This window comes from Stenotrophomonas sp. HITSZ_GD (assembly GCF_029543105.1).
Taxonomy (GTDB): domain Bacteria; phylum Pseudomonadota; class Gammaproteobacteria; order Xanthomonadales; family Xanthomonadaceae; genus Stenotrophomonas_A.
Genome location: NZ_JARQXB010000018.1, coordinates 1 through 21,001 on the forward strand (window position 1 = coordinate 1; position 21,001 = coordinate 21,001).

The 21,001-nt window shown below is 70.5% G+C and carries 20 protein-coding genes; 7 read left to right on the top strand and 13 right to left on the bottom strand.

Going from position 1 to position 21,001, the window contains the following annotated elements; translation table 11 throughout:
- Positions 1-187 precede the first annotated feature (187 nt).
- From P6166_RS14920 to P6166_RS14930, 3 genes are all read right to left on the bottom strand, one after another.
- On the bottom strand, positions 188-1,987 hold the full coding sequence (locus P6166_RS14920) for a DUF4105 domain-containing protein (RefSeq protein WP_277765235.1): 1,800 nt from the start codon (positions 1,985-1,987) through the stop codon (positions 188-190).
- Positions 1,984-2,283, bottom strand: a complete 300-nt coding sequence (locus P6166_RS14925; protein ID WP_277765236.1) for a DUF2388 domain-containing protein — start codon at positions 2,281-2,283, stop codon at positions 1,984-1,986. Before P6166_RS14925 ends, P6166_RS14920 begins: the two co-directional genes overlap by 4 nt.
- Positions 2,284-2,350: 67 nt before the next feature.
- Positions 2,351-3,739 (bottom strand): FAD-binding oxidoreductase, encoded by a 1,389-nt coding sequence (locus P6166_RS14930; protein WP_277765237.1) that lies wholly within the window; start codon positions 3,737-3,739, stop codon positions 2,351-2,353.
- Between the two features lie 191 nt (positions 3,740-3,930).
- Here P6166_RS14930 and serA point away from each other — a divergent pair, with 191 nt between their 5' ends.
- Positions 3,931-5,172, top strand: coding sequence for a phosphoglycerate dehydrogenase (gene serA, locus P6166_RS14935; protein WP_277765238.1), 1,242 nt, complete (start codon positions 3,931-3,933; stop codon positions 5,170-5,172).
- 145 nt (positions 5,173-5,317) lie between these two features.
- Here serA and P6166_RS14940 read toward each other — a convergent pair whose 3' ends face one another.
- Positions 5,318-5,869, bottom strand: coding sequence for an NUDIX hydrolase (locus P6166_RS14940; RefSeq protein ID WP_277765239.1), 552 nt, complete (start codon positions 5,867-5,869; stop codon positions 5,318-5,320).
- 183 nt (positions 5,870-6,052) lie between these two features.
- On the opposite strand from P6166_RS14940, the gene P6166_RS14945 reads away from it, so the two are divergent.
- From P6166_RS14945 to P6166_RS14970, 6 genes are all read left to right on the top strand, one after another.
- Positions 6,053-7,525, top strand: a complete 1,473-nt coding sequence (locus P6166_RS14945; protein ID WP_277765240.1) for an amino acid permease — start codon at positions 6,053-6,055, stop codon at positions 7,523-7,525.
- Positions 7,526-7,589: 64 nt separating this feature from the next.
- Positions 7,590-9,014 (top strand): amino acid permease, encoded by a 1,425-nt coding sequence (locus P6166_RS14950; protein WP_277765241.1) that lies wholly within the window; start codon positions 7,590-7,592, stop codon positions 9,012-9,014.
- Between the two features lie 99 nt (positions 9,015-9,113).
- Positions 9,114-9,761, top strand: coding sequence for a methylthioribulose 1-phosphate dehydratase (locus P6166_RS14955; protein WP_277765242.1), 648 nt, complete (start codon positions 9,114-9,116; stop codon positions 9,759-9,761).
- Positions 9,762-9,795: 34 nt separating this feature from the next.
- Positions 9,796-10,356: an acireductone dioxygenase gene (locus P6166_RS14960; RefSeq protein ID WP_277765243.1), complete on the top strand. Its 561-nt coding sequence runs from the start codon at positions 9,796-9,798 to the stop codon at positions 10,354-10,356.
- Between the two features lie 2 nt (positions 10,357-10,358).
- Entirely contained in the window at positions 10,359-11,060 is a 702-nt protein-coding gene (mtnC, locus tag P6166_RS14965) for an acireductone synthase (protein WP_130319952.1), read from the top strand.
- A 57-nt stretch (positions 11,061-11,117) separates the two neighbouring features.
- Positions 11,118-12,053: a C13 family peptidase gene (locus P6166_RS14970; RefSeq protein WP_277765244.1), complete on the top strand. Its 936-nt coding sequence runs from the start codon at positions 11,118-11,120 to the stop codon at positions 12,051-12,053.
- Between the two features lie 202 nt (positions 12,054-12,255).
- Here P6166_RS14970 and P6166_RS14975 read toward each other — a convergent pair whose 3' ends face one another.
- The 9 genes from P6166_RS14975 to hisG form a co-directional block, all read right to left on the bottom strand.
- Positions 12,256-13,848 (bottom strand): calcineurin-like phosphoesterase family protein, encoded by a 1,593-nt coding sequence (locus P6166_RS14975; RefSeq protein ID WP_277765245.1) that lies wholly within the window; start codon positions 13,846-13,848, stop codon positions 12,256-12,258.
- Between the two features lie 64 nt (positions 13,849-13,912).
- Positions 13,913-14,515, bottom strand: a complete 603-nt coding sequence (hisIE, locus tag P6166_RS14980; RefSeq protein WP_277765246.1) for a bifunctional phosphoribosyl-AMP cyclohydrolase/phosphoribosyl-ATP diphosphatase HisIE — start codon at positions 14,513-14,515, stop codon at positions 13,913-13,915.
- Positions 14,505-15,281: an imidazole glycerol phosphate synthase subunit HisF gene (hisF, locus tag P6166_RS14985; protein WP_277765247.1), complete on the bottom strand. Its 777-nt coding sequence runs from the start codon at positions 15,279-15,281 to the stop codon at positions 14,505-14,507. The genes hisIE and hisF overlap by 11 nt, the downstream gene beginning before the upstream one ends.
- Positions 15,275-16,006: a 1-(5-phosphoribosyl)-5-[(5-phosphoribosylamino)methylideneamino]imidazole-4-carboxamide isomerase gene (gene hisA / locus P6166_RS14990; RefSeq protein WP_277765248.1), complete on the bottom strand. Its 732-nt coding sequence runs from the start codon at positions 16,004-16,006 to the stop codon at positions 15,275-15,277. The genes hisF and hisA overlap by 7 nt, the downstream gene beginning before the upstream one ends.
- Positions 16,003-16,602 (bottom strand): imidazole glycerol phosphate synthase subunit HisH, encoded by a 600-nt coding sequence (hisH, locus tag P6166_RS14995; protein WP_277765249.1) that lies wholly within the window; start codon positions 16,600-16,602, stop codon positions 16,003-16,005. Before hisH ends, hisA begins: the two co-directional genes overlap by 4 nt.
- Positions 16,599-17,672 carry a bifunctional histidinol-phosphatase/imidazoleglycerol-phosphate dehydratase HisB gene (hisB, locus tag P6166_RS15000; protein WP_277765250.1) on the bottom strand — a complete coding sequence of 358 codons (1,074 nt, stop codon included), beginning with the start codon at positions 17,670-17,672 and terminating at the stop codon, positions 16,599-16,601. The genes hisH and hisB overlap by 4 nt, the downstream gene beginning before the upstream one ends.
- Complete coding sequence (hisC, locus tag P6166_RS15005) at positions 17,669-18,757, bottom strand: histidinol-phosphate transaminase (protein WP_277765251.1); 1,089 nt, start codon at positions 18,755-18,757, stop codon at positions 17,669-17,671. Before hisC ends, hisB begins: the two co-directional genes overlap by 4 nt.
- Positions 18,754-20,079, bottom strand: coding sequence for a histidinol dehydrogenase (gene hisD, locus P6166_RS15010; RefSeq protein ID WP_277765252.1), 1,326 nt, complete (start codon positions 20,077-20,079; stop codon positions 18,754-18,756). Before hisD ends, hisC begins: the two co-directional genes overlap by 4 nt.
- Positions 20,076-20,993, bottom strand: coding sequence for an ATP phosphoribosyltransferase (hisG, locus tag P6166_RS15015; RefSeq protein ID WP_277765253.1), 918 nt, complete (start codon positions 20,991-20,993; stop codon positions 20,076-20,078). Before hisG ends, hisD begins: the two co-directional genes overlap by 4 nt.
- Positions 20,994-21,001 lie beyond the last annotated feature (8 nt).

A 21,001-nucleotide genomic window follows, 5' to 3' on the forward strand; every position in this document is an offset into this window, starting at 1 on the left:
CTTTCGGGACACGCCGTGAATCCATCCATGGAGGCTCGTAGGCGACATCCATGTCGCCTACGGTCCCGAAAGGGCCCCGCCCCCACAGCCCCGACGGTTCAGCGCGGACGGTTAGCCAAGCGCATGCGTGCGTGATGCTTTGCTGGACCTTTCACCTGGGTGGTCCTGCGATGCCCGGAGGTGCGCGTCACTCGCCGGCCAATCGCCGCAGCTGCGCCTGGATTCGCGCCAGGTTCTGGTCGATCACCTGCCCGTCTTCGCGCTGCCTTGCCGGAAGCGCTTGGCGCGCTTGCAGCCGTAGCGCGGGCCAGCCTGCCTTCAGGCGTGCGTTGCGTTCGGCCAGCCGCTGCATGAGCGCCTCGCGCTCGGCCGCCTGCGGCAATCCGTAGCCCGGCACGCCCGCCAGCAGGGCGGCGGGCTGCGCGAGCACGCCGGCATCGGCCAGAAGTTGGCGTACCTGCTCGCGTGCGTGCGTGGCTTCGCCATCGCGCTGGCCCAGCCTGCGCTTGAGCCAGTCACGCGCCCACAGTTCCTGCCGCCGTTGCGCGGCTTGCTCCAGCAGCAACAGTGCAGCCGTGGCGCGCAGGTCGGCCCGGGCGATCCAGGGGGTGCGGACCGTGGGCGGGAGGTCGAGCCATTCCCGCGCCGAATGCGCCGGCAACGCCATGCCGGCGCGGGCCACCTGGAACATGGCCTCGTACCGGGCCTGCGCGGAGGCGAAGTAATAGCCCTGGCGCTCGGCCGCGGTGCGATCGGCCAGCATCGCGCCATCGGCCAGCCCGGCGCGCGTCAGGGCGGCCAGCAATCCTTGGGGGGTGATGCCGCGCCAGTGCGCCTGCGCACCGATGCGCGGGTCCGCGTCGCGCAGCAGCTTCCAGGTTTCCACCGCGCAGTTGTTGCCGAGGAAGGCGTAGCGGCCGTCATGGCTCCAGTGCAACTGGGCCGCCCTGGCGAGCACGGCGTCGATGCCCGCGCGATCCAGCGCCAGGGGTATCGACGCCAGGCCGCGCAGTTCGACCTGGGTGTAGTCGTCGATCACCTGCTCCAGCGGCAGCACGAACAGGCGCGAGGGATAGCCGCCGGTCAGGCCGCGCCAGCTGGAGATCTGCACGTCGTCGACGAACGCGCGGAACGACAGCACGCGGTGCCAGGCCAGGTCGAGGCGGCACTGCGGACCGGGGGCGCGGCCCGGCGCGCAGATCACCAGCCGCAGCATGGTGTGGCCCCAGCGGCTCATCGGGGCGTCGTTGCCTTCGGCATGCAGGTAGTCGATGGCATACACGCGCGCGGGGTCCAGCGCCAGCCAGCCCAGTTCTCCGTCGGTGCCCTGCCCTTGCAGCAAGGGAAGCGCCTGTGCGCAGGGCGCGCGCGGCAGCGGCGCGGGACCCAGCCGGGCCTGAAACCAGGCGGCGAGCTGGGGGCGGCGGCAGGCGTACTCGGGGTCGAGGACGTAGTGCTCCAGGTTGACCGCGAGGAACTCGCGCGCGCTGGTGTATTCGTAAGCGTCCGGGCTGCGGTCGCGCAGGTCGTTGGGCCCGCGGCCGGGCAACAGGCGGCGGCGCGGCCAGCCGGCGAGGTCGCGCAGCCGGGCGTCGCGCGACAGGCCACCGCGCGGGCCGCGGTCGAGCACGTGTGCCAACTCATGGATCAGCGTGGCCAGGGCCAGCCGTGCGCGTGCGTCGTGTGGGGGATCGGCCGGGGCATCGGCCCAGGCGTCCACCAGCGTGCGGTCCAGGCGAACCCGCGTGCCCCAGGTGCGTCCGCCGACGTGCGCGGGCAGGTCGTCGCGGGCCTCGACGGTGAGATCGGCGGGCAACGCGTTCGCCCACGCGACGGGCAGGCGAACACGCGCGGCCTCCAGCAGCTGGGCGGCGGCAGGTGATTCGGTAGATTCGGCAGCCCGCGCGGAGAGCGCCAGGCACAGGCCGGCCAGCGCCAGCCCGAGATGCCACGGGCGGGCGCGCGGCGCCCGGCCCGCGGAAATCACAGCGCCAGCAGGCGCCGCGCCAGCGCGAGATCGTCGGCGCGCACGGCGGCGGCGTCGCGCTCGCGCAGCTGGCGCAGTGCCGCTTCCAGCCGCGCGCTGCGCAGCTGGCCATCGCTGGCGACGAACGCGGCGGCATCGTCGCGCGCGGCCAGCAGCACCTTGTCATCGCCGGACGTGCTGCCCGAGGACGCCGACGAACCGGCCGAAGAAGCACCGGCGGAGGTGCCGGCGAAACTGCTGGCGAAAGCACTCGCCGGCAGGATGAACAAGGCGCAGAGCAAGAGCGGACGGATCATGAGGCGGGACGCGGCGGCCATCGGATGGGCGCAAGCGTAACCGCGCCACGCGCGGCCGTCGATGTGCCTATACGTCGAACAGCTTGCCGGGATTCAGCAGTCCGTTCGGGTCGAACACCTGCTTCACCCCGCGCATCAGCGCGATTTCCGCCGCCGAACGCGTGCATTCCAGGTAGGGCTTCTTGACCAGCCCGATGCCGTGCTCGGCCGAGATGCTGCCGTCGAACTCGGCCAGCACCTGCGCGAGCAGCTTGGTGACGTGCTCGCAGGCGGTGATGAATTCCGCATCGCCATAGCCGTCGGGCTTGAGCACGTTGATGTGCAGGTTGCCGTCGCCGATGTGGCCGAACCACACCACCTCGAAATCCGGGTAGGCCTCGCCCAGCAGCGCTTGCGTGCGCGCCAGGAACGCGGGCATCGCCGAGATGCGGACCGACACATCGTTCTTGTAGGGCTTGTAACGCGCCACCGCTTCGGTGATGCCCTCGCGCAGGCGCCACAGCTGCTGGGCCTGGGCCTCGCTCTGGCTGATCACCCCGTCCAGCACCCAGCCCTGTTCCATGCAGTCCTCGAAGGCGGCCAGCGCGGCGGCTTCCTGCGCCTCGTCGCCGGCGGCGTATTCGGTCACCACGTAGAACGGGTACACCTCCGCGAACGGCGCCTGCGCGCCGTGTGCCAGCACGTGGCCGAGCGCGCGGTCGGTGAAGAATTCGAACGCCTCCAGGCGCAGGCGCGCGCGGAACGCGGAGAACACCTGCATCAGCACCTCGAACGAGGGCAACGCCAGCAGCATCACGTTGGCCGGCGGCGGCGGGTCGGTCAGGCGCAGGGTGGCTTCCACCACGATGCCCAGCGTGCCTTCCGAACCGATCAGCAACTGGCGGAAATCGTAGCCGCTGGAGTTCTTCACCAGCGCGCGGTTGAGGTCCAGCACTTCGCCGGTGCCGGTCACCACCTTCAGCCCGGCGATCCACTCGCGCGTGTTGCCGTAGCGGATCACGCGGATGCCGCCGGCATTGGTGGCGATGTTGCCGCCGATCGAGCACGAGCCGCGCGCGGCGAAATCCACCGGGTAGATCAAGCCCTGCTCCAGCGCGGCGTTGTGCACGGCCTCCAGCGCCATGCCGGCCTGCACGGTGAGCGTGCGGTCCACCGCGTTGAAATCCAGTACCTGGTTCATGCGCTCCAGGCTCAGCACCAACTCGCCGTTGGCCGCCACCGCGCCGCCGGACAGCCCGGTGCGCCCGCCGGACGGCACGATCGCCACGCCCTGCGCGTTGGCCCACTGCACGATGGCCTGCACCTCGGCCACCGAGGCCGGCAGCGCGATGGCCAGCGGTGCGGGGGTCCAGCGCCGGGTCCAGTCGCGGCCGTAATGTTCCAGGTCGGCCGGGTCGGTCTTCAGGCGCAGGCCGTGGACGGCGCGTTCCAGCGAGGCGATGCGGGGGTCGGTCATCGTCGATGCGGCAAGAAAGAAAGCGTCACAGCCTGCCAGCTGTGGGAGGTCGTCGTCCAGCCGCGCGATCGCGCAGCCTTCGATACAGCTGAAACCATTGCGCCACAAGGGCTTGCGCGATGTGGCGGCGCACCAAAACGGTTCGCGCTCTGGCATAGTGACCGCCCCGCACCACGCCCGCCGCCGTTGCCATGTCGCCGAAGAAGACCTCGTTCCCCAAGCAGGACATCCGCGTGTTGTTGCTCGAAGGCGTCAGCCAGACCGCGGTGGATACCTTCCGCGCGGCCGGCTATTCGCAGATCGAGGTCCACGCCAAGTCGTTGCCGGAGGACGAGCTGAAGGCGCGCATCGCCGAGGCGCACATCGTCGGCATCCGTTCGCGCACCCACCTCACCGCCGAGGTACTGGCCGAGGCCAAGCGGCTGATCGCGGTGGGCTGCTTCTGCATCGGCACCAACCAGGTGGACCTGGAGGCGGCCGAGCTGGCCGGCATCCCGGTGTTCAACGCGCCCTACTCCAACACCCGCAGCGTGGCCGAGCTGGTGATCGCCGAGGCGATCCTGCTGCTGCGCGGCATCCCGCAGAAGAACGCCGAATGCCACCGCGGCGGCTGGTCCAAGAGCGCGGCCGGCAGCCACGAGACCCGCGGCAAGACGCTGGGCATCATCGGCTACGGCCACATCGGCACGCAGGTGGGCGTGCTGGCCGAGGCGCTGGGCATGCAGGTGCTCTTCCACGACATCGAGACCAAGCTCTCGCTGGGCAACGCGCGCCCGGCCACCGACCTGGACGACCTGCTCGCCCATTCGGACGTGGTCACCCTGCACGTGCCGGAGCTGGCCTCCACGAAGAACATGTTCGGCGCCGCGCAGATCGCCAAGATGAAGCGCGGGGCGCACCTTATCAACGCCTCGCGCGGCACGGTCGTGGAGATCGAGGCGCTGGACGCGGCGCTGCGCGAAGGCCATCTGGGCGGCGCGGCGGTGGACGTGTTCCCCGTCGAGCCCAAGGGCAACGGCGATGCGTTCGTCTCCCCGCTCACCGCGCACGACAACGTGATCCTGACCCCGCACGTGGGCGGCAGCACGCTGGAAGCGCAGGACAACATCGGCATCGAGGTGGCGGCCAAGCTGGTGCGCTACAGCGACAACGGCAGCACGCTCTCGGCGGTGAATTTCCCGGAAGTCACCCTGCCCGAACACGCCGACAGCCTGCGGCTGCTGCACATCCACCGCAACGTGCCGGGCGTGCTGTCGCAGATCAACGAGCTGTTCTCGCGCCACAACGTCAACATCGACGGCCAGTTCCTGCGCACCGACCCCAAGGTGGGCTACGTGGTGATCGACATCAGCGCCGACGAAAGCCAGGCGGCGGTGATCAAGGACGAGCTGGCCGCCATCGCGGGCACGCTGCGCACGCGCATCCTGTATTGAGGCAGCGGTGCGACGGCTGTCGCCCCTGTAGAAGCGGCTTCAGCCGCGACCACCGTGCACCACGTGGTCGCGGCTGAAGCCGCTCCTACAAAGCGCCAGGCAGGCAAAGCGCCAGGCAAGCGACGCGACGACCCCGCTGCCGCCCTCAGCGCGCCAGCCACTTGCCGGCCATGCGCCGCATCGATGCGTCCGACTGCGGGTCCTCCAGCAGCTCGGCCACCGGCCGCCACGCCAGCGCCAGCGATTCCTCGCTGACCACGAAGTCCTCCGGCCCTGTCGCCCGTACCACGTAGCGGGCGTCGTAATGCCAGTGCCCGGGCACCTCGCCACGCTCGGGGATCCAGTGGCGGTCCAGATCGAAAGGCGCGTCCTCGGCCAGCACCAGGCCCTCCAGCCCCGACTCCTCCTGCGCCTCGCGCAGCGCCACCTGCGCCAGGTCGGCGTCGCCATCGGCATGGCCGCCCAGTTGCAGCCAGCGCTGCAGCTTGCGGTGGTGGGTGAGCAGCACCCGCGTGCCGGTGGCATCGACCAGCCACGCCGAGCCGGTGAAGTGGCCGGCCAGGCGCTCGCGGGCGAACGGCGCCTGCGCGTCGTCCAGCAGCGCCAGGAACTCCCCCGCCACCGCGGCCTCGGCCGGCCAGCGCCCGGCGTATTCCCGGAATTGCCGGCGGAGGATCGGCGAGCGGTCGGGCGTCATATCAGGCTTCCGGGCAAAAAAGATTCGGAATTATCCCTCGCCGATGCTGCACTGCGCTTGTGGTCTGGCTTCAGCATTGGCTAAGGTACGGGCCACCTTCCGGCCTGGCCGGAACCCCCACAGCCCCAGAAGGGCACGGCCGACCGGCCGCGCCCCGTACTCCATTTCCCGGGAAGCAACCGCATGCTGAAGTCACTGTTGAGGGTCAAACCGGTCGAGCCCGCCGGCCACGTCGATGCCGGCGAGCCGTTCGAGGGCAGCCTGGAAGGCGAAGCCACCCTCAAGCGCACGCTCACCGCCCGCCACCTGGTGATGCTGGGCATCGGCGCGGTCATCGGCGCGGGCATCTTCGTGATGACCGGCCAGGCGGCCGCCGGCCACGCCGGCCCGGCGGTGGTGCTGTCGTTCGTGATCGCCGGCATCGCCTGCGCCCTGGCCGGCCTGTGCTACGCCGAGTTCGCGGCGATGATGCCGGTCTCCGGCAGCGCCTACTCGTATTCCTACGCCACCCTGGGCGAAGGCATGGCCTGGTTCATCGGCTGGTGCCTGGTGCTGGAGTACCTGTTCGCCGGTTCCAGCGTCGCGGTGGGCTGGTCGGCCTACCTGGTGAGCTTCATCACCACCACGCTGGGGCTCCCCTTCCCCGCCGAGCTGGCCAACGCGCCGCTGGACTGGACCGGGCACGCCTTCGTCGCCTCCGGCGCGATCATCAACCTGCCGGCGGTGCTGATCGTCGCGGGCGTGAGCGCGCTGTGCTACGTGGGCATCACCCAGTCCGCGTTCGTCAACGGCATCGTGGTGGCGATCAAGATCATCGTGATCTGCCTGTTCGTCGGCTTCGCCTGGTCCTACGTGAACCCGGCCAATTGGCATCCCTTCATCCCCGAGAACACCGCGCCGGGCGTGTTCGGCTGGAGTGGCATCTTCCGCGCCGCCTCGATCGTGTTCTTCGCCTACATCGGCTTCGACGCGGTGTCCACCTCGGCCGGCGAAACCAAGGACCCGCAGAAGAACATGCCGATCGGCATCCTCGGCTCGCTGGCGGTGTGCACGGTGATCTACATCATCGTCTGCGCGGTGCTCACCGGCCTGCTGCCGTACACCGAGCTGGGCACCGCCAAGCCGGTGGCCACCGCCCTGGAACAGTATCCGCAGCTGGCCTGGCTGAAGACGGCCGTGGAGATCGGCGCCATCGCCGGCCTGTCCTCGGTGGTCCTGGTGATGCTGATGGCGCAGCCGCGCATCTTCTACACCATGTCGCGCGATGGCCTGCTGCCGCCGCTGCTCGGCCGGGTGCACAAGCGTTTCCACACGCCTTACGTCGGCACGATCATCGTCGGCGTGGTGGCGGCCGCCCTGGCCGGGCTGATTCCGCTGAAGGTGCTGGGCGAGCTGGTCTCGATGGGCACGCTGCTGGCTTTCGCCACGGTCTGCGTGGGCGTGCTGGTGCTGCGCTACACGCGCCCGGAGATTCCGCGCCCGTTCCGCGTGCCGTGGGTGTGGCTGGTCTGCCCGCTGGGCGCGCTGGCCTGCATCGGCCTGTTCCTGCAGGCGTTCCAGGAACACTGGAAGGTGTTCGTGGGCTGGACGCTGATCGGCCTGTGCATCTACTTCTTCTACGGCATGCGCCACAGCCGCCTGGCCAAGCAGGCCTGATCCGACCCGAAGCCGGCGCCCGCGCCGGCTTCGCCTTTTGCCCGACCCCACCGGAACGCCTTACATGCTCAAGCAACTCTGGGCCACCAAACATCCCCACGCCAGCCACGCCGATGCCGGCGGGCTGGGCCTGACCCGCGCGCTCGGCCCCTGGGGCCTGACCGCGCTGGGCATCGGCGCGGTGATCGGCGGCGGCATCTTCGTCATCACCGGCACCGCGGCGGCCAACCACGCCGGCCCGGCGATCATGCTCTCGTTCCTGCTGGCGGCCATCTGCTGCGCGTTCTGCGCGATGGCCTATGCCGAGTTCGCCGCGATGGTGCCGGTCTCCGGCAGTGCCTACACCTACACCTACGCCACCTTCGGCGAGCTGGCGGCCTGGTTCATCGGCTGGATGCTGGTGCTCGAATACGGCGTGTCCGCTTCGGCGGTGGCGGTGAGCTGGACGGGCTATTTCCTCAGCCTGCTCGAACACTTCGACATCGTGCTGCCCGCCGCGCTGGTGAACGCCCCGCTCGATGCCCAGCTGCGCCCCACCGGCGCGATCGCCAACCTGCCGGCGGCCGGCATCACCCTGCTGCTGACCTGGCTGTGCTACGTGGGCATCCGCAAGTCCTCGGCGATGAACATGGCGATGGTGCTGCTCAAGAGCGGCCTGATCGTGCTGGTGATCGTGGTCGGCTGGAAGTACGTGAACCCGGACAACTGGCACCCGTTCATCCCGGCCAACGAAGGCCCGGGCAAGTACGGCTGGGAAGGCGTGCTGCGCGGCGCATCGATGGTGTTCTTCGCCTACATCGGCTTCGAGGCGGTATCGGTGGCGGCGCAGGAATCGCACCGCCCGCAGCGCGACATGCCCATCGGCATGCTGCTCTCGCTGGTGATCTGCACCGTGCTGTACATCGCCATGGCCGCGGTGATGACCGGCCTGGTGCCCTACACGATGCTCGGCACCGACGAACCGGTGGTGACGGCGGTGGCCGCCCATCCGGAGCTGGCCTGGCTGCGCGTGGTGGTGGAGGTGGGCGCATTGATCGGCCTGTCCTCGGTGGTGCTGGTGATGATCATCGGCCAGCCGCGCATCTTCATGATCATGGCGCGCGACGGCCTGCTGCCGGAGGTGTTCACCCGCATCCATCCCAAGTACCGCACGCCGCACATCAACACCGTGATCACCGGCGTGGGCATCGCGCTGCTGGCGGCGCTGTTCCCGCTGGACGTGCTGGGCGAGCTGACCTCGATGGGCACGCTGATCGCCTTCGCCGCGGTGTGCGCGGGCGTGCTGATCCTGCGCCGTACCCAGCCGGACCTGCCGCGTCCGTTCAAGATGCCGGCCGCGCCGCTGATCTGCACGCTGGGCGTGCTGAGCTGCCTGGCGCTGCTGTCGGCGATGACGGCGCACAACTGGATGCTGATGGCGTTCTGGACCGTGGGCGGCTTCGCGATCTACTTCGCCTACGGCTACCGCCACAGCCGGCTGCGCGGATAAACACCCGGCGCCGCCCGCGCGCCGGGCAGCGCCATCGGTTCCGGGGGGCAGGCTGGCCGCTCACCTCCCGCTACGCGGCGAAAGCCCTAGAATGTGGGCATGAACCAGACCCCCGTCCCCTACAGCACCGCGCGCCTGCATGAGCTGGCGCAGCTGCTGATCGGCAACGTCCGCGAGCTGGCCCAGGCCGGCTGGACCCCGGCCACGAGCAGCAACTTCTCCCACCGCCTGGATGACCAGCACGCGGCCATCACCGTGTCCGGCCGCGACAAGGGCCGGCTGGTGGAAGACGACATCATGGTGGTGGACTTCGACGGCCGCCCGGTCGGCCGCCAGCTGCGGCCCTCCGCCGAAACGCTGCTGCATACGCAGCTGTACCGGCGCTACCCGGAGATCGGCTGCGTGCTGCACACGCACTCGCCGGTGCAGACCATCGCCTCGCGGCTGTTCGCCGGCGAAGGCCGCATCCACCTGGAAGGCTACGAGCTGCTGAAGGCCTTCGAGGGCAACACCACCCACGAGACCGCGCTGGATGTGCCGGTGTTCGCCAACACCCAGGACATGAACGTGCTGGCCGCCCAGGTGGACGCGCTGCTGGACAAGCAGTGCATGTGGGGGTATCTCATCGATGGGCATGGGTTGTACGCCTGGGGCCGCAACATGGCCGAGGCGCGCCGCCACCTGGAAGCCTTCGAGTTCCTGCTGCACTGCGAGCTGGAGCTGCGCAAGCTGCGCGTTACCCTCTGATTCGTCCTCCCCCCGCCCTTTCGTTGCCGCCGCCATGAGCCGACTCCGCATTTTCGAAGAAACCAATCCGGACACCCCGCTGTTCGACAGCCAGGACGGCGCGCAGATCGCCGAGGCGCTCAAGCCGATCGGCGTGGTGTTCGAGCGCTGGCAGGCCAACCAGCCCATCGCGCCGGGCGCGTCGCCCGAAGAGGTGATGGCCGCCTACCGCACCGACATCGACCGCCTCGTCGCCGAGCGCGGCTTCAAGACCGTGGACGTGGTCTCCATCGCGCCGGACAACCCCAAGCGCGAGGAAATGCGCGCCAAGTTCCTTGACGAACACTTCCACAAGGAAGACGAGGTGCGCTTCTTCGTCGCCGGCTCGGGCCTGTTCACGCTGCACGTGGAGGGCAAGGTCTACGAGATCGAGTGCGTGAAGGACGACCTGATCGCCGTGCCCGATGGCGCCCTGCACTGGTTCGACATGGGCGCCGAGCCGTATTTCGTGGCGATCCGTTTCTTCACCGAGCCGGACGGCTGGGTGGGACACTTCACCGGCACCGACATTGCACGACAGTTCCCCCGCTACCAACCCGAGAGAAAGGCGAGCTGACGATGACCCAACCGCAGGCGATCCTCACCGATATCGAAGGCACCACCAGCAGCATCTCGTTCGTCAAGGACGTGCTGTTCCCCTATGCGCGCCGCGAACTGCCCAAGTTCGTGCGCGAGCACGGCGGCCATCCGCAGGTGCGCCACTGGCTCAACCAGGTGGCCGACGCGCTGGGCGAGGACGTGCCGGACGACACGCTGGTGCTGACCTTGCAGCAGTGGATCGACGAGGACCGCAAGGACACCGCGCTCAAGGCGCTGGAAGGCATGATCTGGGAGGCCGGCTACCGCGATGCCGACTTCACCGCGCACATCTACCCCGATGCCGCGCGCCTGCTGCGCGCCTGGCACGAGGCCGGTATCCCGCTGTACGTGTATTCCTCCGGCTCGGTGCCGGCGCAGAAGCTGTTCTTCGCGCACAGCGATGCGGGCGACCTCACCCCGCTGATTTCCGGCTGGTTCGATACCCAGGTCGGCCCCAAGCGCGAGAGCAACAGCTACCGCAAGATCGCCGAGAGCATCGGCCTGCCCGCGCCGCAGATCCTGTTCCTGTCCGACGTGGTGGAGGAACTGGACGCGGCCGGCCGCGCCGGCATGCACACCGCCCTGCTCGACCGCCTCAGCGACTACCCCACCCCGCGCAGCGGCCTGGAAGTGGGCAAGCACCAGCGCGTGGAAGCGTTCGACCAGATCGTGTTCGCCTGACGTACCCGCCGCCGGTGCCATGGCGCCGGCGGCGCATGACCTCGACCCGCTTTCTCCATGCGCCTGGTGCCGCTTCGCCGCCTGCTCAGCTGCCTGCTCGCCCTGGGGCCGGCCCTGCTGCTGACCGGCGCGGCGTCGTCGCCCCCCGCCGGGCGCGATGAGGCATTCGCGCCGGCCGATCCGCTGGACGCGCCGCAGCTGGAGGCCGCGCTGGCCGGCCTGGCGCCGCAACGCCCCGGTGTGAGCGACCTCTTCGTGCTCGGTTTCGCCGGCGATGGAAGCGACCCGGTTTTCCGCAACGAAGTGCTCTACCTGCGTACGCTTTTCAGCGAGCGCTTCGACAGCCGCGGGCATGCCCTGGCCCTGGTCAACGCCGCCGACAACTTCGGCGCGCACCGCTACGCGCCGATGGCGACCTACGACAACCTCTACGACAGCCTGGCGCGCATCGGCGCGCTGATGGACCGCGAGGAGGACATCCTGCTGCTGTTCGCCTCCACGCATGGCACCGAAGACCACGCGTTGTACGTGGACACCGGGCCGTACGGCTACGACTACCTCACCCCGGAAGACCTGCGCCAGGCCCTGGACGATGCCGGGATCAAGCACCGGGTGATCGTGCTGTCGGCCTGCTATTCGGGCGGCTTCATCCCGCGGCTGCGTTCGGCCGACACGCTGGTCATCACCGCCGCGCGCGCCGACCGGCCCTCGTTCGGCTGCGGCAACACCGCCAACGCCACCTATTTCGGACAGGCGTGGCTGGTCGATGCGATGAACCGCACCGACGACTTCGTCGAAGCCTACCGCCTGGCGAGCACCGCGATCACCGCGCGCGAGCGCGCCGAGGGCGAGCTGCCCTCGCTGCCGCAGATCTCCCAAGGCAAGCGCATCGGCGCCACGCTGGCGCACTGGCGCGCCGGCCTGCACGCCGGCCCGGCGGTGCCGTATCCCTATCCCCCGGTGGACGACGCGGCGGCGGCCCCGCACCCTTGAGAGAGGTTCGTATTTCGCCAGCAAGGCGCGCGAGCCACTAGAATGCCGGCACCGCGCCAGCCATTGCCCGCCGCGGTTTGATCTCAGCCCGCCCGCCTTCGCTCGCCCGCCAGGATCGCCCACCGAACGCCTCCCTTCGCGGAGGCGTTTTCGTATGTGCCTCACGGGCCAGGGGCGGCCGCCACCGGCGTGCCGCGCGGACTCAAGGCGTGGCGGTTGCCAGCCGGTACACCGTCTTCGCCGTCGCCTCCCGGCCCGGCAACTTCGCGCGCACTTCCACCGCATGCTCGCCTTCGCCCAGGTCCGTCGGCAATGCGCCGCGCCACAGGTGCGGCGAGGGCGTGGCCTCCGGCGAGCGGTCGAAGCCACGCAGCTGCGCGGCCATGTCATCGCGCGCGTTCTCCGCCAGCAGGCGCGGGTCCGGCTGCGCCACGCGCTTCATCGGCTTCCACGGGCCGCCATCCACGCGATATTCGACCACCGTGTCGTCCTGGCCCATGAACACGTTCGCGTAAACGCCCCACGCCGGATACGCCCCCTGGCGCAGCACCTGGGGCGCGTGGAGATACATCTGCGCATCGTCCGGGTCGCGCGCGGCGTGGTAATCCAGCGCGTAGGCCCCGCCCGGCCGCACGGTCAGCACCGCGTAGCCGTTCGGCGTGCCGTCTGCCATGGTCGCGTCCGGAATGCCGGCCGCGTCCTTCACGCCCGACCAGAACGCGCCGCACGCGGCGCCGACGTTGTACTCGTGCAGCGGCGCGGCACCCGCCCAGCCCTCGTCGGCGCCATGGTAGTAGTGCTGCTGCGTGTGGCTGTGCCCGCTCAGCACCAGCACGTGGGGGAAATCGCGCAGCAGCGCGAACAGGCGCGCGCGATCCGCATGGCGGAATGTCTCGCGGCCCGGCGCGGCGTCGAACAGCGGGATGTGCATGCCCAGCACCAGCAGCCGCTGCCTGGGCAGCGTGCGCAGGTAATTCTCCAGGAAGGCGAACTGCGAATCGCGCAGCCCGCCGATGTAGCCCGGCTTGGCACCCGGCTGGTACACCACGTCGTCGAGGAACACGAAGCTGGCGCCCTGCTCGTTCACCGCGTAGGTGTCCGGGCCGTAGACCGCGCGCCAGCTGCTCAGCGAAGCGTCGTCATCGGCGGCGTCGACGTTGAGGTCGTGGTTGCCGGGCACGTGGAACCACGGCACCTGCAGGCTGGTGGTGACCCGGTTCAATGCGGGATACAGGCTGAGGTCGTCCGACACCAGGTCGCCCAGCGTCGTGCCGAGCCGCGCCTGCGTGTGGCCACGCAGCGGCTCGATAATGTCGCGCGCGTAGTAGTCGATGTCGACCTCGCGCGCGACCTGCGAATCGGCCATCACCAGCATCTGCCAGCCATCGCGCGCGGCAGGCGCGGCGCGGCGCAGGCCGAAATCCCAATCGGTCGGTGCGCCGGCATCCGCGGCGGCGGTGGCGTACCGCAGGCGCGGGCCGCCCTGCGGCGCGTACAGGCGCCAGAAGGCCGGCAGGCCGTCGGCGGCGCTGTCGAAGCGATACGCATCGGGCTTGATCACGAACACCACCTGCCCGTCGCGCACCGGCAGGCGATAACGGCCCTGCGCGTCGGTCAACACGATGTCCTGCCCGTTGGAGACCTGCACGCCGGGCAGGCCGGCATCGCGCGCGCCGCGCCCGGGCTGCCCATCGCGCTCCTCGTACACCGTGCCGCTGGCGAACGTGTCCGCCGCCTGCACCGCGCCGGCGCACAGCAGCGCGCCCAACAGCCCCATGGCCCACCGTGGCTTCATCGTCGATCCCCGCGAAAACAGGCGGGAATTGTAACGCCGCCCGCATGACAGGCCGGCGGCGCGGTCAGCGGTGCCGCGTTTCCAGCAGGCGCAACACGTCGGCCAGGCCCAGCCCGCGCGCGCGCAGCAGCACCAGCAGGTGGTAGAGCAGGTCGGCCGATTCGCCGAGCAACTCGTCCTCGCCCTGGGCCACGGCGGCCAGCGCCGTCTCCACGCCCTCCTCGCCCACCTTCTGCGCGATGCGGCGCGTGCCCTGCTCGAACAGCCGGGTGGTGTAGCTGCCGGCCGGCCGCTCCCGCGCGCGCTCGGCGACCAGCGCATCGAGCGTGCCGAGGAAATTGCCCGGCGCCTCGGGGAAGCAGCTCTCGCGGCCCAGGTGGCAGGTGGGGCCGCGCGGATGAGCCAGCACCAGCAACGTGTCGTCGTCGCAGTCCTGGTCGATGGACACGACTTCGAGGAAGTGTCCGGAGCTCTCGCCCTTCGTCCACAGGCGCTGCTTGCTGCGGCTGTAGAAGGTGACCTGGCCGCTGGCGCGGGTGGCGGCCAGCGCTTGGGCATTCATGTAGCCGAGCATCAGTACGCGCAGGCTGGCCGCGTCCTGCACCACCACCGGCAGCAGGCCATCGCCCTTGCCCCAGTCGAGCTGGGCATCGCGTTCACTGGACATCACGGACCTCGATCTGGCGTTCGCGCAGGTAGCGCTTGAGTGCGGGAATGGCGATGGCGCCGCTGTGGAAGACGCTGGCGGCGAGCGCGCCATCCACGTCGGCCTGCTCGAAGGCGTCGGCGAAGTGCGCCATCTCGCCGGCACCGCCGGAGGCGACCAGCGGCACGCGGCAGCGCGACCGCGCCTGGCCGAGTTGCACGAGGTCGTAGCCGCGACGCACGCCGTCGCTGTCCATGCAGTTGAGCACGATCTCGCCGGCACCCAGCCGCTGGGCCTCGTCGATCCAATCCAGCGTGCGGATCGACAACGCCTGGGTCTTGCTCGGATCGCCGGTATAGCGGCGCACGCGCCACTCGCCATCGGCCTCGCGAATGGAATCCACCCCGACCACCACGCACTGCTCGCCGAAGGCTTCGGCCAATTCGGCGATCAGCTGCGGGCGCCCCAGCGCGGGCGAGTTGACCGAGATCTTGTCGGCGCCGGCGTGCAACACGCGGCGGGCGGTTTCCACGTCGCCGATGCCGCCGGCCACGCAGAAGGGAATGTCGATCAGCCGCGCGACGCGCTCGATCCACTGCACGTCCACCGAGCGGGCCTGCGGGCTGGCGCCGATGTCGTAGAACACCAGCTCGTCGGCGCCTTCGTCGCGGTAGCGCAGCGCCAGCTCGGCGATGTCGCCCATGTCCACGTGGTCGCGGAAGCGCACGCCCTTGACCACGCGGCCGTCGCGCACGTCCAGGCAGGGAATGATGCGCCGGCTCAGCATGCCAGTGCCTCGCGCAGGTCGAGCCGGCCTTCCAGCAAGGCCTTGCCCAGCACGACGCCGGCACAACCGGCGGCACGGGCGGCGGCCACGTCGTCGAGGTCGCGCACGCCGCCGGAGACCTGCACCTGCAGCTGCGGCACCCATTCGCGCAGCTGCGCGTAGAGATCCATGTTCGGGCCGGACAGCATGCCGTCGCGCGCGATGTCGGTGCACAGCAGGTGGCGCAACCCGGCATCGGCGTAGCGGCGCGCCAGCACGTCGAGTTCTTCGCCGGCGGTATCGGTCCAGCCCGCCACCGGCAGGCGCCAGCGGCCCTGCGCGTCCTGGCGCGTATCCAGCGCCACGGTGATGCGTTCGGGGCCGAATGCATGCAGCCATTCGATGACCTGGGCGCTCTCGCGCACGGCCAGCGAGCCGATGACCACGCGTGCGGCACCGGCGTCGAACAGACGGTCGAGGTCCTCGCGCGCGCGAATGCCACCACCGGTCTGCACTTGCAGGCCGGTGTCGGCAATGGCGCGCAGCAGCGGCGCGAGCGTATAGCCGCCGGCGCGCGCCGCATCGAGGTCGACCAGGTGCATCCAGCGCGCCCCGGTGTCGAGGAACGCCTTTGCGCGCGGCAGCGGATCGTCGCCGTAGGTGGTCTGGCGCGCGTAGTCGCCCTGCAGCAGCCGGACGACGCGGCCCTGGCGGATGTCCAGCGCGGGATAGACGGTGAAACTCATGCGGGAATCTCTAGGAAGTTTTGCAGGATGCGCGCGCCGGTCTCGGCCGAGCGCTCCGGATGGAACTGCGCGCCGGCATGCCGCCCGTGCTGCACCACCGCGCTGAACAGGCCGCCGTGATCGCACGCGGCCACGGTGTGCGGGGTGACCGGCGCGGCATAGCTGTGCACGAAGTAGGCGTGCGGCCGCTCCGGCAACCCGTCCATCAGCGCCGATTCGCGCAGCGGCAACAGGCGGTTCCAGCCCATGTGCGGCACGCGGATGCCCAGCGCCGGGTGCAGCCTGCGCACCACGCCGGGCAGCAGGCCCAGGCATTCCACTTCGCCTTCCTCGGAACGCTCGAACAGCAACTGCATGCCCAGGCAAATGCCCAGCAACGGCACCTGCAGGCGGCGCAACGGCTCGACCAGCCCTTGCGCATGCAGGCGGCGCATCGCCTCGGGCGCGGCGCCCACGCCGGGCAGGATCACCCGCTCGGCCCCTTCCAGCCCGGCGGCATCGCGCACCAGGGTGGCCTGCACGCCCAGGCGCTCCAGCGCGTACGACACCGAGCCGAGGTTCGCGCCACCGGCATCGATCAGCGCAAGCCGGCTCACAGCGCCCCCTTCGTCGAGGGCAACGCGGTGCCCTCGCGGCGGATCGCCTGGCGCAATGCCCGCGCCAGCGCCTTGAAGCAGCCTTCCACCTTGTGGTGGTCGTTCTCGCCGTGCACGGTCAGGTGCAGGTTCAAGCCCGCGGCGTCGCACAGCGAGCGGAAGAAGTGCGGCACCAGTTCGGTCGGCATGTCGCCGACGCGCTCGCGCTTGAATTCGCCGTTGAACACGAAGTAAGGCCGGCCGCTGAAATCCAGCGCGGCGGTGGCCAGCGTCTCGTCCATCGGCAAGGTGAAGCCGTAACGGCCGATGCCACGCTTGTCGCCCAGCGCCTCGCGCAGGGCCTGGCCCAGGGCCAAGCCGGTGTCCTCGATGGTGTGGTGCTCGTCGATGTGCAGGTCGCCGTCGGCGCGGATATCCAGCGCGAAGCCACCGTGCTTGCCGATCTGCTCCAGCATGTGGTCGAAGAACGGCAGCCCGGTCGCCGTGTGCGGCTCGGCGGCGCGGTCCAGGTCCAGTTCGACGCGGATCTTCGTCTCCTTGGTGTTTCGCTGCACCACCGCGCAACGCGGCGCATCGGCCAGCGCGTGCGCGATGCCGGCCCAGTCCCACTCGCCGCCGAACTGCTCGGTGCGCAGCTGGAAGCCGCGGATACGCAGGTTCTCGGCGAACTGGATGTCGGTCAGGCGGTCGCCGACCATGGCCGAGCGGGCCCAGTCGATGTTGCGGTCCTGCAGGTAAGGCAGCATCAGCCCGATGCCGGGCTTGCGGGTGGGCGCGTTGTCCTGCGGCCAGCTGCGGTCCACCAGCACGTCGCGGAACACGATGCCCTGGCTTTCGAACACCTGCAGCATCAGGTCGTTGGGGCCATCGAAGGCCGCCTGCGGATAGGCCTCGCCGCCCAGGCCGTCCTGGTTGGTCACGATGACGAACTCGTAGCCGGCGTCGCGCAGCTTGAGCATCGCCGGGATCACCCCGCGCACGAAGCGCAGCTTTTCGTAGGCGTCGATCTGGAAGTCGGAAGGCTCCTCGATCAAGGTGCCATCGCGGTCCACGAAGAGGATTGGCTTCATGCGGCTTGCTCCCGGCGCGCGCCCAGCGCGGCCAATACGCGCGCGTTCTGCTCGGGCGTGCCGATGCTGATACGCAGGGCGTCGCCCAGTTGCGGCGTGGCACGCTGGTCACGCACCACCACGCCGGCGGCCAGCAGCGCCTGCCAGGCGGCCTCGGCGTCCTCGAAGCGCACCAGCACGAAGTTGCCCTGCGAGGGATACACCCGGCGCACGCCCGCCACCCCGGCCAGCGCGGCCTGCAAACGATCGCGTTCGCCGCGCACCTGCTGCACGCGCTCGGCGGTGCGCGCCAGCGCCTCGGGCGCCAACGCCGCCAGCGCAAGGTCGGCACAGGGCTGCGGTACCGGATACGGCGCCTGCAACGCGCGCAGCACCGCGATCAGCGCCGGCGCGGCGATCACGCAGCCGATCCGCGCGGCCGCCAGCGCATGCGCCTTGGACAGCGTGCGCAGCACGGCCAGGTTCTCGTGGCGCGACAGCAGGTCCACCGCGGAGGACTGGTCGGAAAACTCGATGTACGCCTCGTCGACCACCACCAGCGCCTGCCCCGCCAGCGCGCGCGCGGTGCGTTCGATATCCGCCCGCACGATGCCGGAGCCGGCCGGGTTGGAGGGCGAGCACAGGAACACCAGCCGCGCGCCGGAGGCCTGCGCGGTCTCGATGATGGCGTCGATATCGGCCTGCAGCCCATCGGCGCCATCGCGCAGCGGCACCTCGCGCAGCGGCGCATCCTGCAGGCGCGCGCTCACCGCGTACATGCCGAACACCGGCGGCGTCACCACCACCGCGTCGCGGCCCGGGCGGCACAGCGCGCGCACCAGCAGGTCGATGGCCTCGTCGCTGCCGCGGCCGATCAGCAACTGCTCCGGCGCGCAGCCATACAAGGCGGCCAGCGCCTCGCGCAGCGGTTGCGGCTGCGGGGCGGGATAGCGCCGGCAATTCGCCGTCGGGTCGGCCGGGTTGGCCCACGGCGACTCGTTGGCGTTGAGCCACACCTCGCCCTGCACCTTGGCGCTGCGCGCGGACGAATAGCCCGCGAAGCCGCGCAGGTCCGGACGCACCAGTTCCAGCACGGACGCGCTCATACCGCTTGCTCCATGCGCAGGGCCACCGCGTTGGCATGCGCGTCCAAACCCTCGGCGCGCGCCAGGCGCAGCGCGCAATCGCCGATGGCGGCGATGCCGGCGCGGCTGGCGCTCTGCACGCTGACGAAATTCTGGAAGCTCGCCACGCTCACGCCGCTATAGGCACGCGCCGCGCCGCTGGTGGGCAGCACGTGGTTGGTGCCGCTGCAGTAATCGCCCAGCGCTTCGGGGGTGTAGTCGCCCAGGAACACCGAGCCGGCCGCTTCCACGCGCGCCAGCCAGGGCCGCGGCTCGCGCAGCGCCAGGATGAGGTGCTCCGGCGCGTAGCGGTTGCTGATGTCGAAGGCCTCCTCCAGCGAAGGCACGCGGATCAGGCGTGACTGCGCCAGCGCGCGCGCGGCGATGTCGGCGCGCGAGAGCTGCGCCAGCTGGGTGGCCAGTTCGGCCTGCACGCGCGCGATCAGTTCGGCGCTGTCGGACAACAGCAGCACCTGCGAATCCGGACCGTGTTCGGCCTGCGAGAGCAGGTCGGCGGCCACGAACGCGGGGTTGGCGCCGGCATCGGCGATCACCAGCACTTCGGAGGGACCGGCGGGCATGTCGATCGCCGCGGCGCCGGATTGCGCGACCTGCTGCTTGGCCTCGGTGACGAAGCCGTTGCCCGGCCCGAACAGCTTGTCGCACTTGGGCACGCTGGCGCTGCCGAAGGCCATCGCGGCGATTGCCTGCGCGCCGCCGAGCTTGAACACCCGGCCCACGCCGGTCAGGCGCGCGGCCACCAGCACCGCCGGGTCCGCGGTGCCGTCGGCACGCGGCGGCGTGCACAGCACGACCTCGCGGCAGCCGGCCAGGCGCGCCGGCACGCCGAGCATCAGCGCAGTGGACGGCAGCGGCGCCGAGCCCGCCGGCACGTACAGGCCCACGCGGCCGATCGGCCGCACCACCTTCTCGCACACCACCCCCGGCGCGGTTTCCACCGCGTAGTCGGCGCTCATGCCGGCGCGGTGGAACAGCTCGATGCGCTGCGCGGCCTCGACCATCGCCTGGCGCAGCGCCGGGTCGATGGCGGCCTCGGCGGCGGCGAATTCTTCGGCGCCCACTTCCAGCGCCTCCAGTTCGACCTTGTCGAAGCGCGCGGTGATCTCGCGCAGTGCCGCGTCGCCGCGCGTGCGCACGTCCTCGATCAGCGCGGCGACGGCGGCGCGGGTCTGCGTGGCCACCACCTGCACCGGGCGCGTCAGCGCCTGCGTGCGTGCTTCGGCGTCGAGCTGCGCCCACGCCAGCACGCGGGCGATGTCCTGCTTGTCGGTCTGCGCGTTCATGCCAGCGAGCGCTCCACGGTCAACACGGTCAGCCCCTGCGCGCCGGCGCGCTCGAGTTCCTCCAGCCGCTGCCAGGTCACCGCGCCGTGGCACATGGTCTGCAGGCGCAGCGCGCCGCTGCCGTCGTCGGGCAGGCGCTCGATCGGGTCGGCGTCGGGCAGCAGGCGGCGCAGCGCATCGACCTGCTGTTCGCCGGCGGCGCGGAACATCAGCAGCTTGCTGTCGCGCTGGTGCAGCACGCCGTCCACGCGCTTGAGCAGCATCGCCAGCAGGCCGGCGCGCATGTCGTTGGGGTCGCGGGTCGCGCCGGCCAGCACGGCCTCGCTCTCCAGCAATGTCTCCACCGGCTTGAGCTGGTTGGCGGCCAGCGTGGCGCCGCTGGAGACCAGGTCGCAGATCAGGTCGGCGGTGCCCAGGCGCGGGGCGATTTCCACCGAGCCGGACAGCTCCACCACCTGGGCGTCCACGCCCTGGCGCGCGAGCCAGTCGGCCAGGATCGCCGGGTAGCTGGTGGCGATGCGCAGGCCGGCCAGCTGGGAGACGCCGCGCCATTCCCACTCCTCCGGCACCGCCAGCATCAGCCGGCACTGGCCGAAGTTGAGCCCGCGCAGCGCCTGGTAGGCATCGGGCAGACCGTTGCGGCGGCGTTCGGCGGCCTGCTCGTCCAGCTCGTTGCGGCCGACGATGCCCAGGTCGCACACGCCATCGGCGATCAGCCCGGGGATGTCGTCGTCACGCACCAGCAGCAGGTCCACCGGCAGCGATTCGCCGTAGCAGAACAGCTTGTCGCGGCTCTGCCGCCAGCTCAGGCCGCAGGCGGCGAGCAGGCTGCGCGCGGGTTCGGCCAGGCGGCCGCTTTTCTGGATGGCGATTCGCAGCCGGTCACGTGCCGGGCTCGCCTGGGAAGCACTCATTGCGGGTA

Bases quoted from the DNA above. Each gene is read 5' to 3' on its own strand.
- P6166_RS14925 (WP_277765236.1), bottom strand. From the start codon at position 2,283: ATGATCCGTCCGCTCTTGCTCTGCGCCTTGTTCATCCTGCCGGCGAGT.
- P6166_RS14930 (WP_277765237.1), bottom strand. From the start codon at position 3,739: ATGACCGACCCCCGCATCGCCTCGCTGGAACGCGCCGTCCACGGCCTG.
- serA (WP_277765238.1), top strand. From the start codon at position 3,931: ATGTCGCCGAAGAAGACCTCGTTCCCCAAGCAGGACATCCGCGTGTTG.
- P6166_RS14940 (WP_277765239.1), bottom strand. From the start codon at position 5,869: ATGACGCCCGACCGCTCGCCGATCCTCCGCCGGCAATTCCGGGAATAC.
- P6166_RS14945 (WP_277765240.1), top strand. From the start codon at position 6,053: ATGCTGAAGTCACTGTTGAGGGTCAAACCGGTCGAGCCCGCCGGCCAC.
- P6166_RS14950 (WP_277765241.1), top strand. From the start codon at position 7,590: ATGCTCAAGCAACTCTGGGCCACCAAACATCCCCACGCCAGCCACGCC.
- P6166_RS14955 (WP_277765242.1), top strand. From the start codon at position 9,114: ATGAACCAGACCCCCGTCCCCTACAGCACCGCGCGCCTGCATGAGCTG.
- P6166_RS14960 (WP_277765243.1), top strand. From the start codon at position 9,796: ATGAGCCGACTCCGCATTTTCGAAGAAACCAATCCGGACACCCCGCTG.
- mtnC (WP_130319952.1), top strand. From the start codon at position 10,359: ATGACCCAACCGCAGGCGATCCTCACCGATATCGAAGGCACCACCAGC.
- P6166_RS14970 (WP_277765244.1), top strand. From the start codon at position 11,118: ATGCGCCTGGTGCCGCTTCGCCGCCTGCTCAGCTGCCTGCTCGCCCTG.
- P6166_RS14975 (WP_277765245.1), bottom strand. From the start codon at position 13,848: ATGAAGCCACGGTGGGCCATGGGGCTGTTGGGCGCGCTGCTGTGCGCC.
- hisIE (WP_277765246.1), bottom strand. From the start codon at position 14,515: ATGTCCAGTGAACGCGATGCCCAGCTCGACTGGGGCAAGGGCGATGGC.
- hisF (WP_277765247.1), bottom strand. From the start codon at position 15,281: ATGCTGAGCCGGCGCATCATTCCCTGCCTGGACGTGCGCGACGGCCGC.
- hisA (WP_277765248.1), bottom strand. From the start codon at position 16,006: ATGAGTTTCACCGTCTATCCCGCGCTGGACATCCGCCAGGGCCGCGTC.
- hisB (WP_277765250.1), bottom strand. From the start codon at position 17,672: ATGAAGCCAATCCTCTTCGTGGACCGCGATGGCACCTTGATCGAGGAG.
- hisC (WP_277765251.1), bottom strand. From the start codon at position 18,757: ATGAGCGCGTCCGTGCTGGAACTGGTGCGTCCGGACCTGCGCGGCTTC.
- hisD (WP_277765252.1), bottom strand. From the start codon at position 20,079: ATGAACGCGCAGACCGACAAGCAGGACATCGCCCGCGTGCTGGCGTGG.
- hisG (WP_277765253.1), bottom strand. From the start codon at position 20,993: ATGAGTGCTTCCCAGGCGAGCCCGGCACGTGACCGGCTGCGAATCGCC.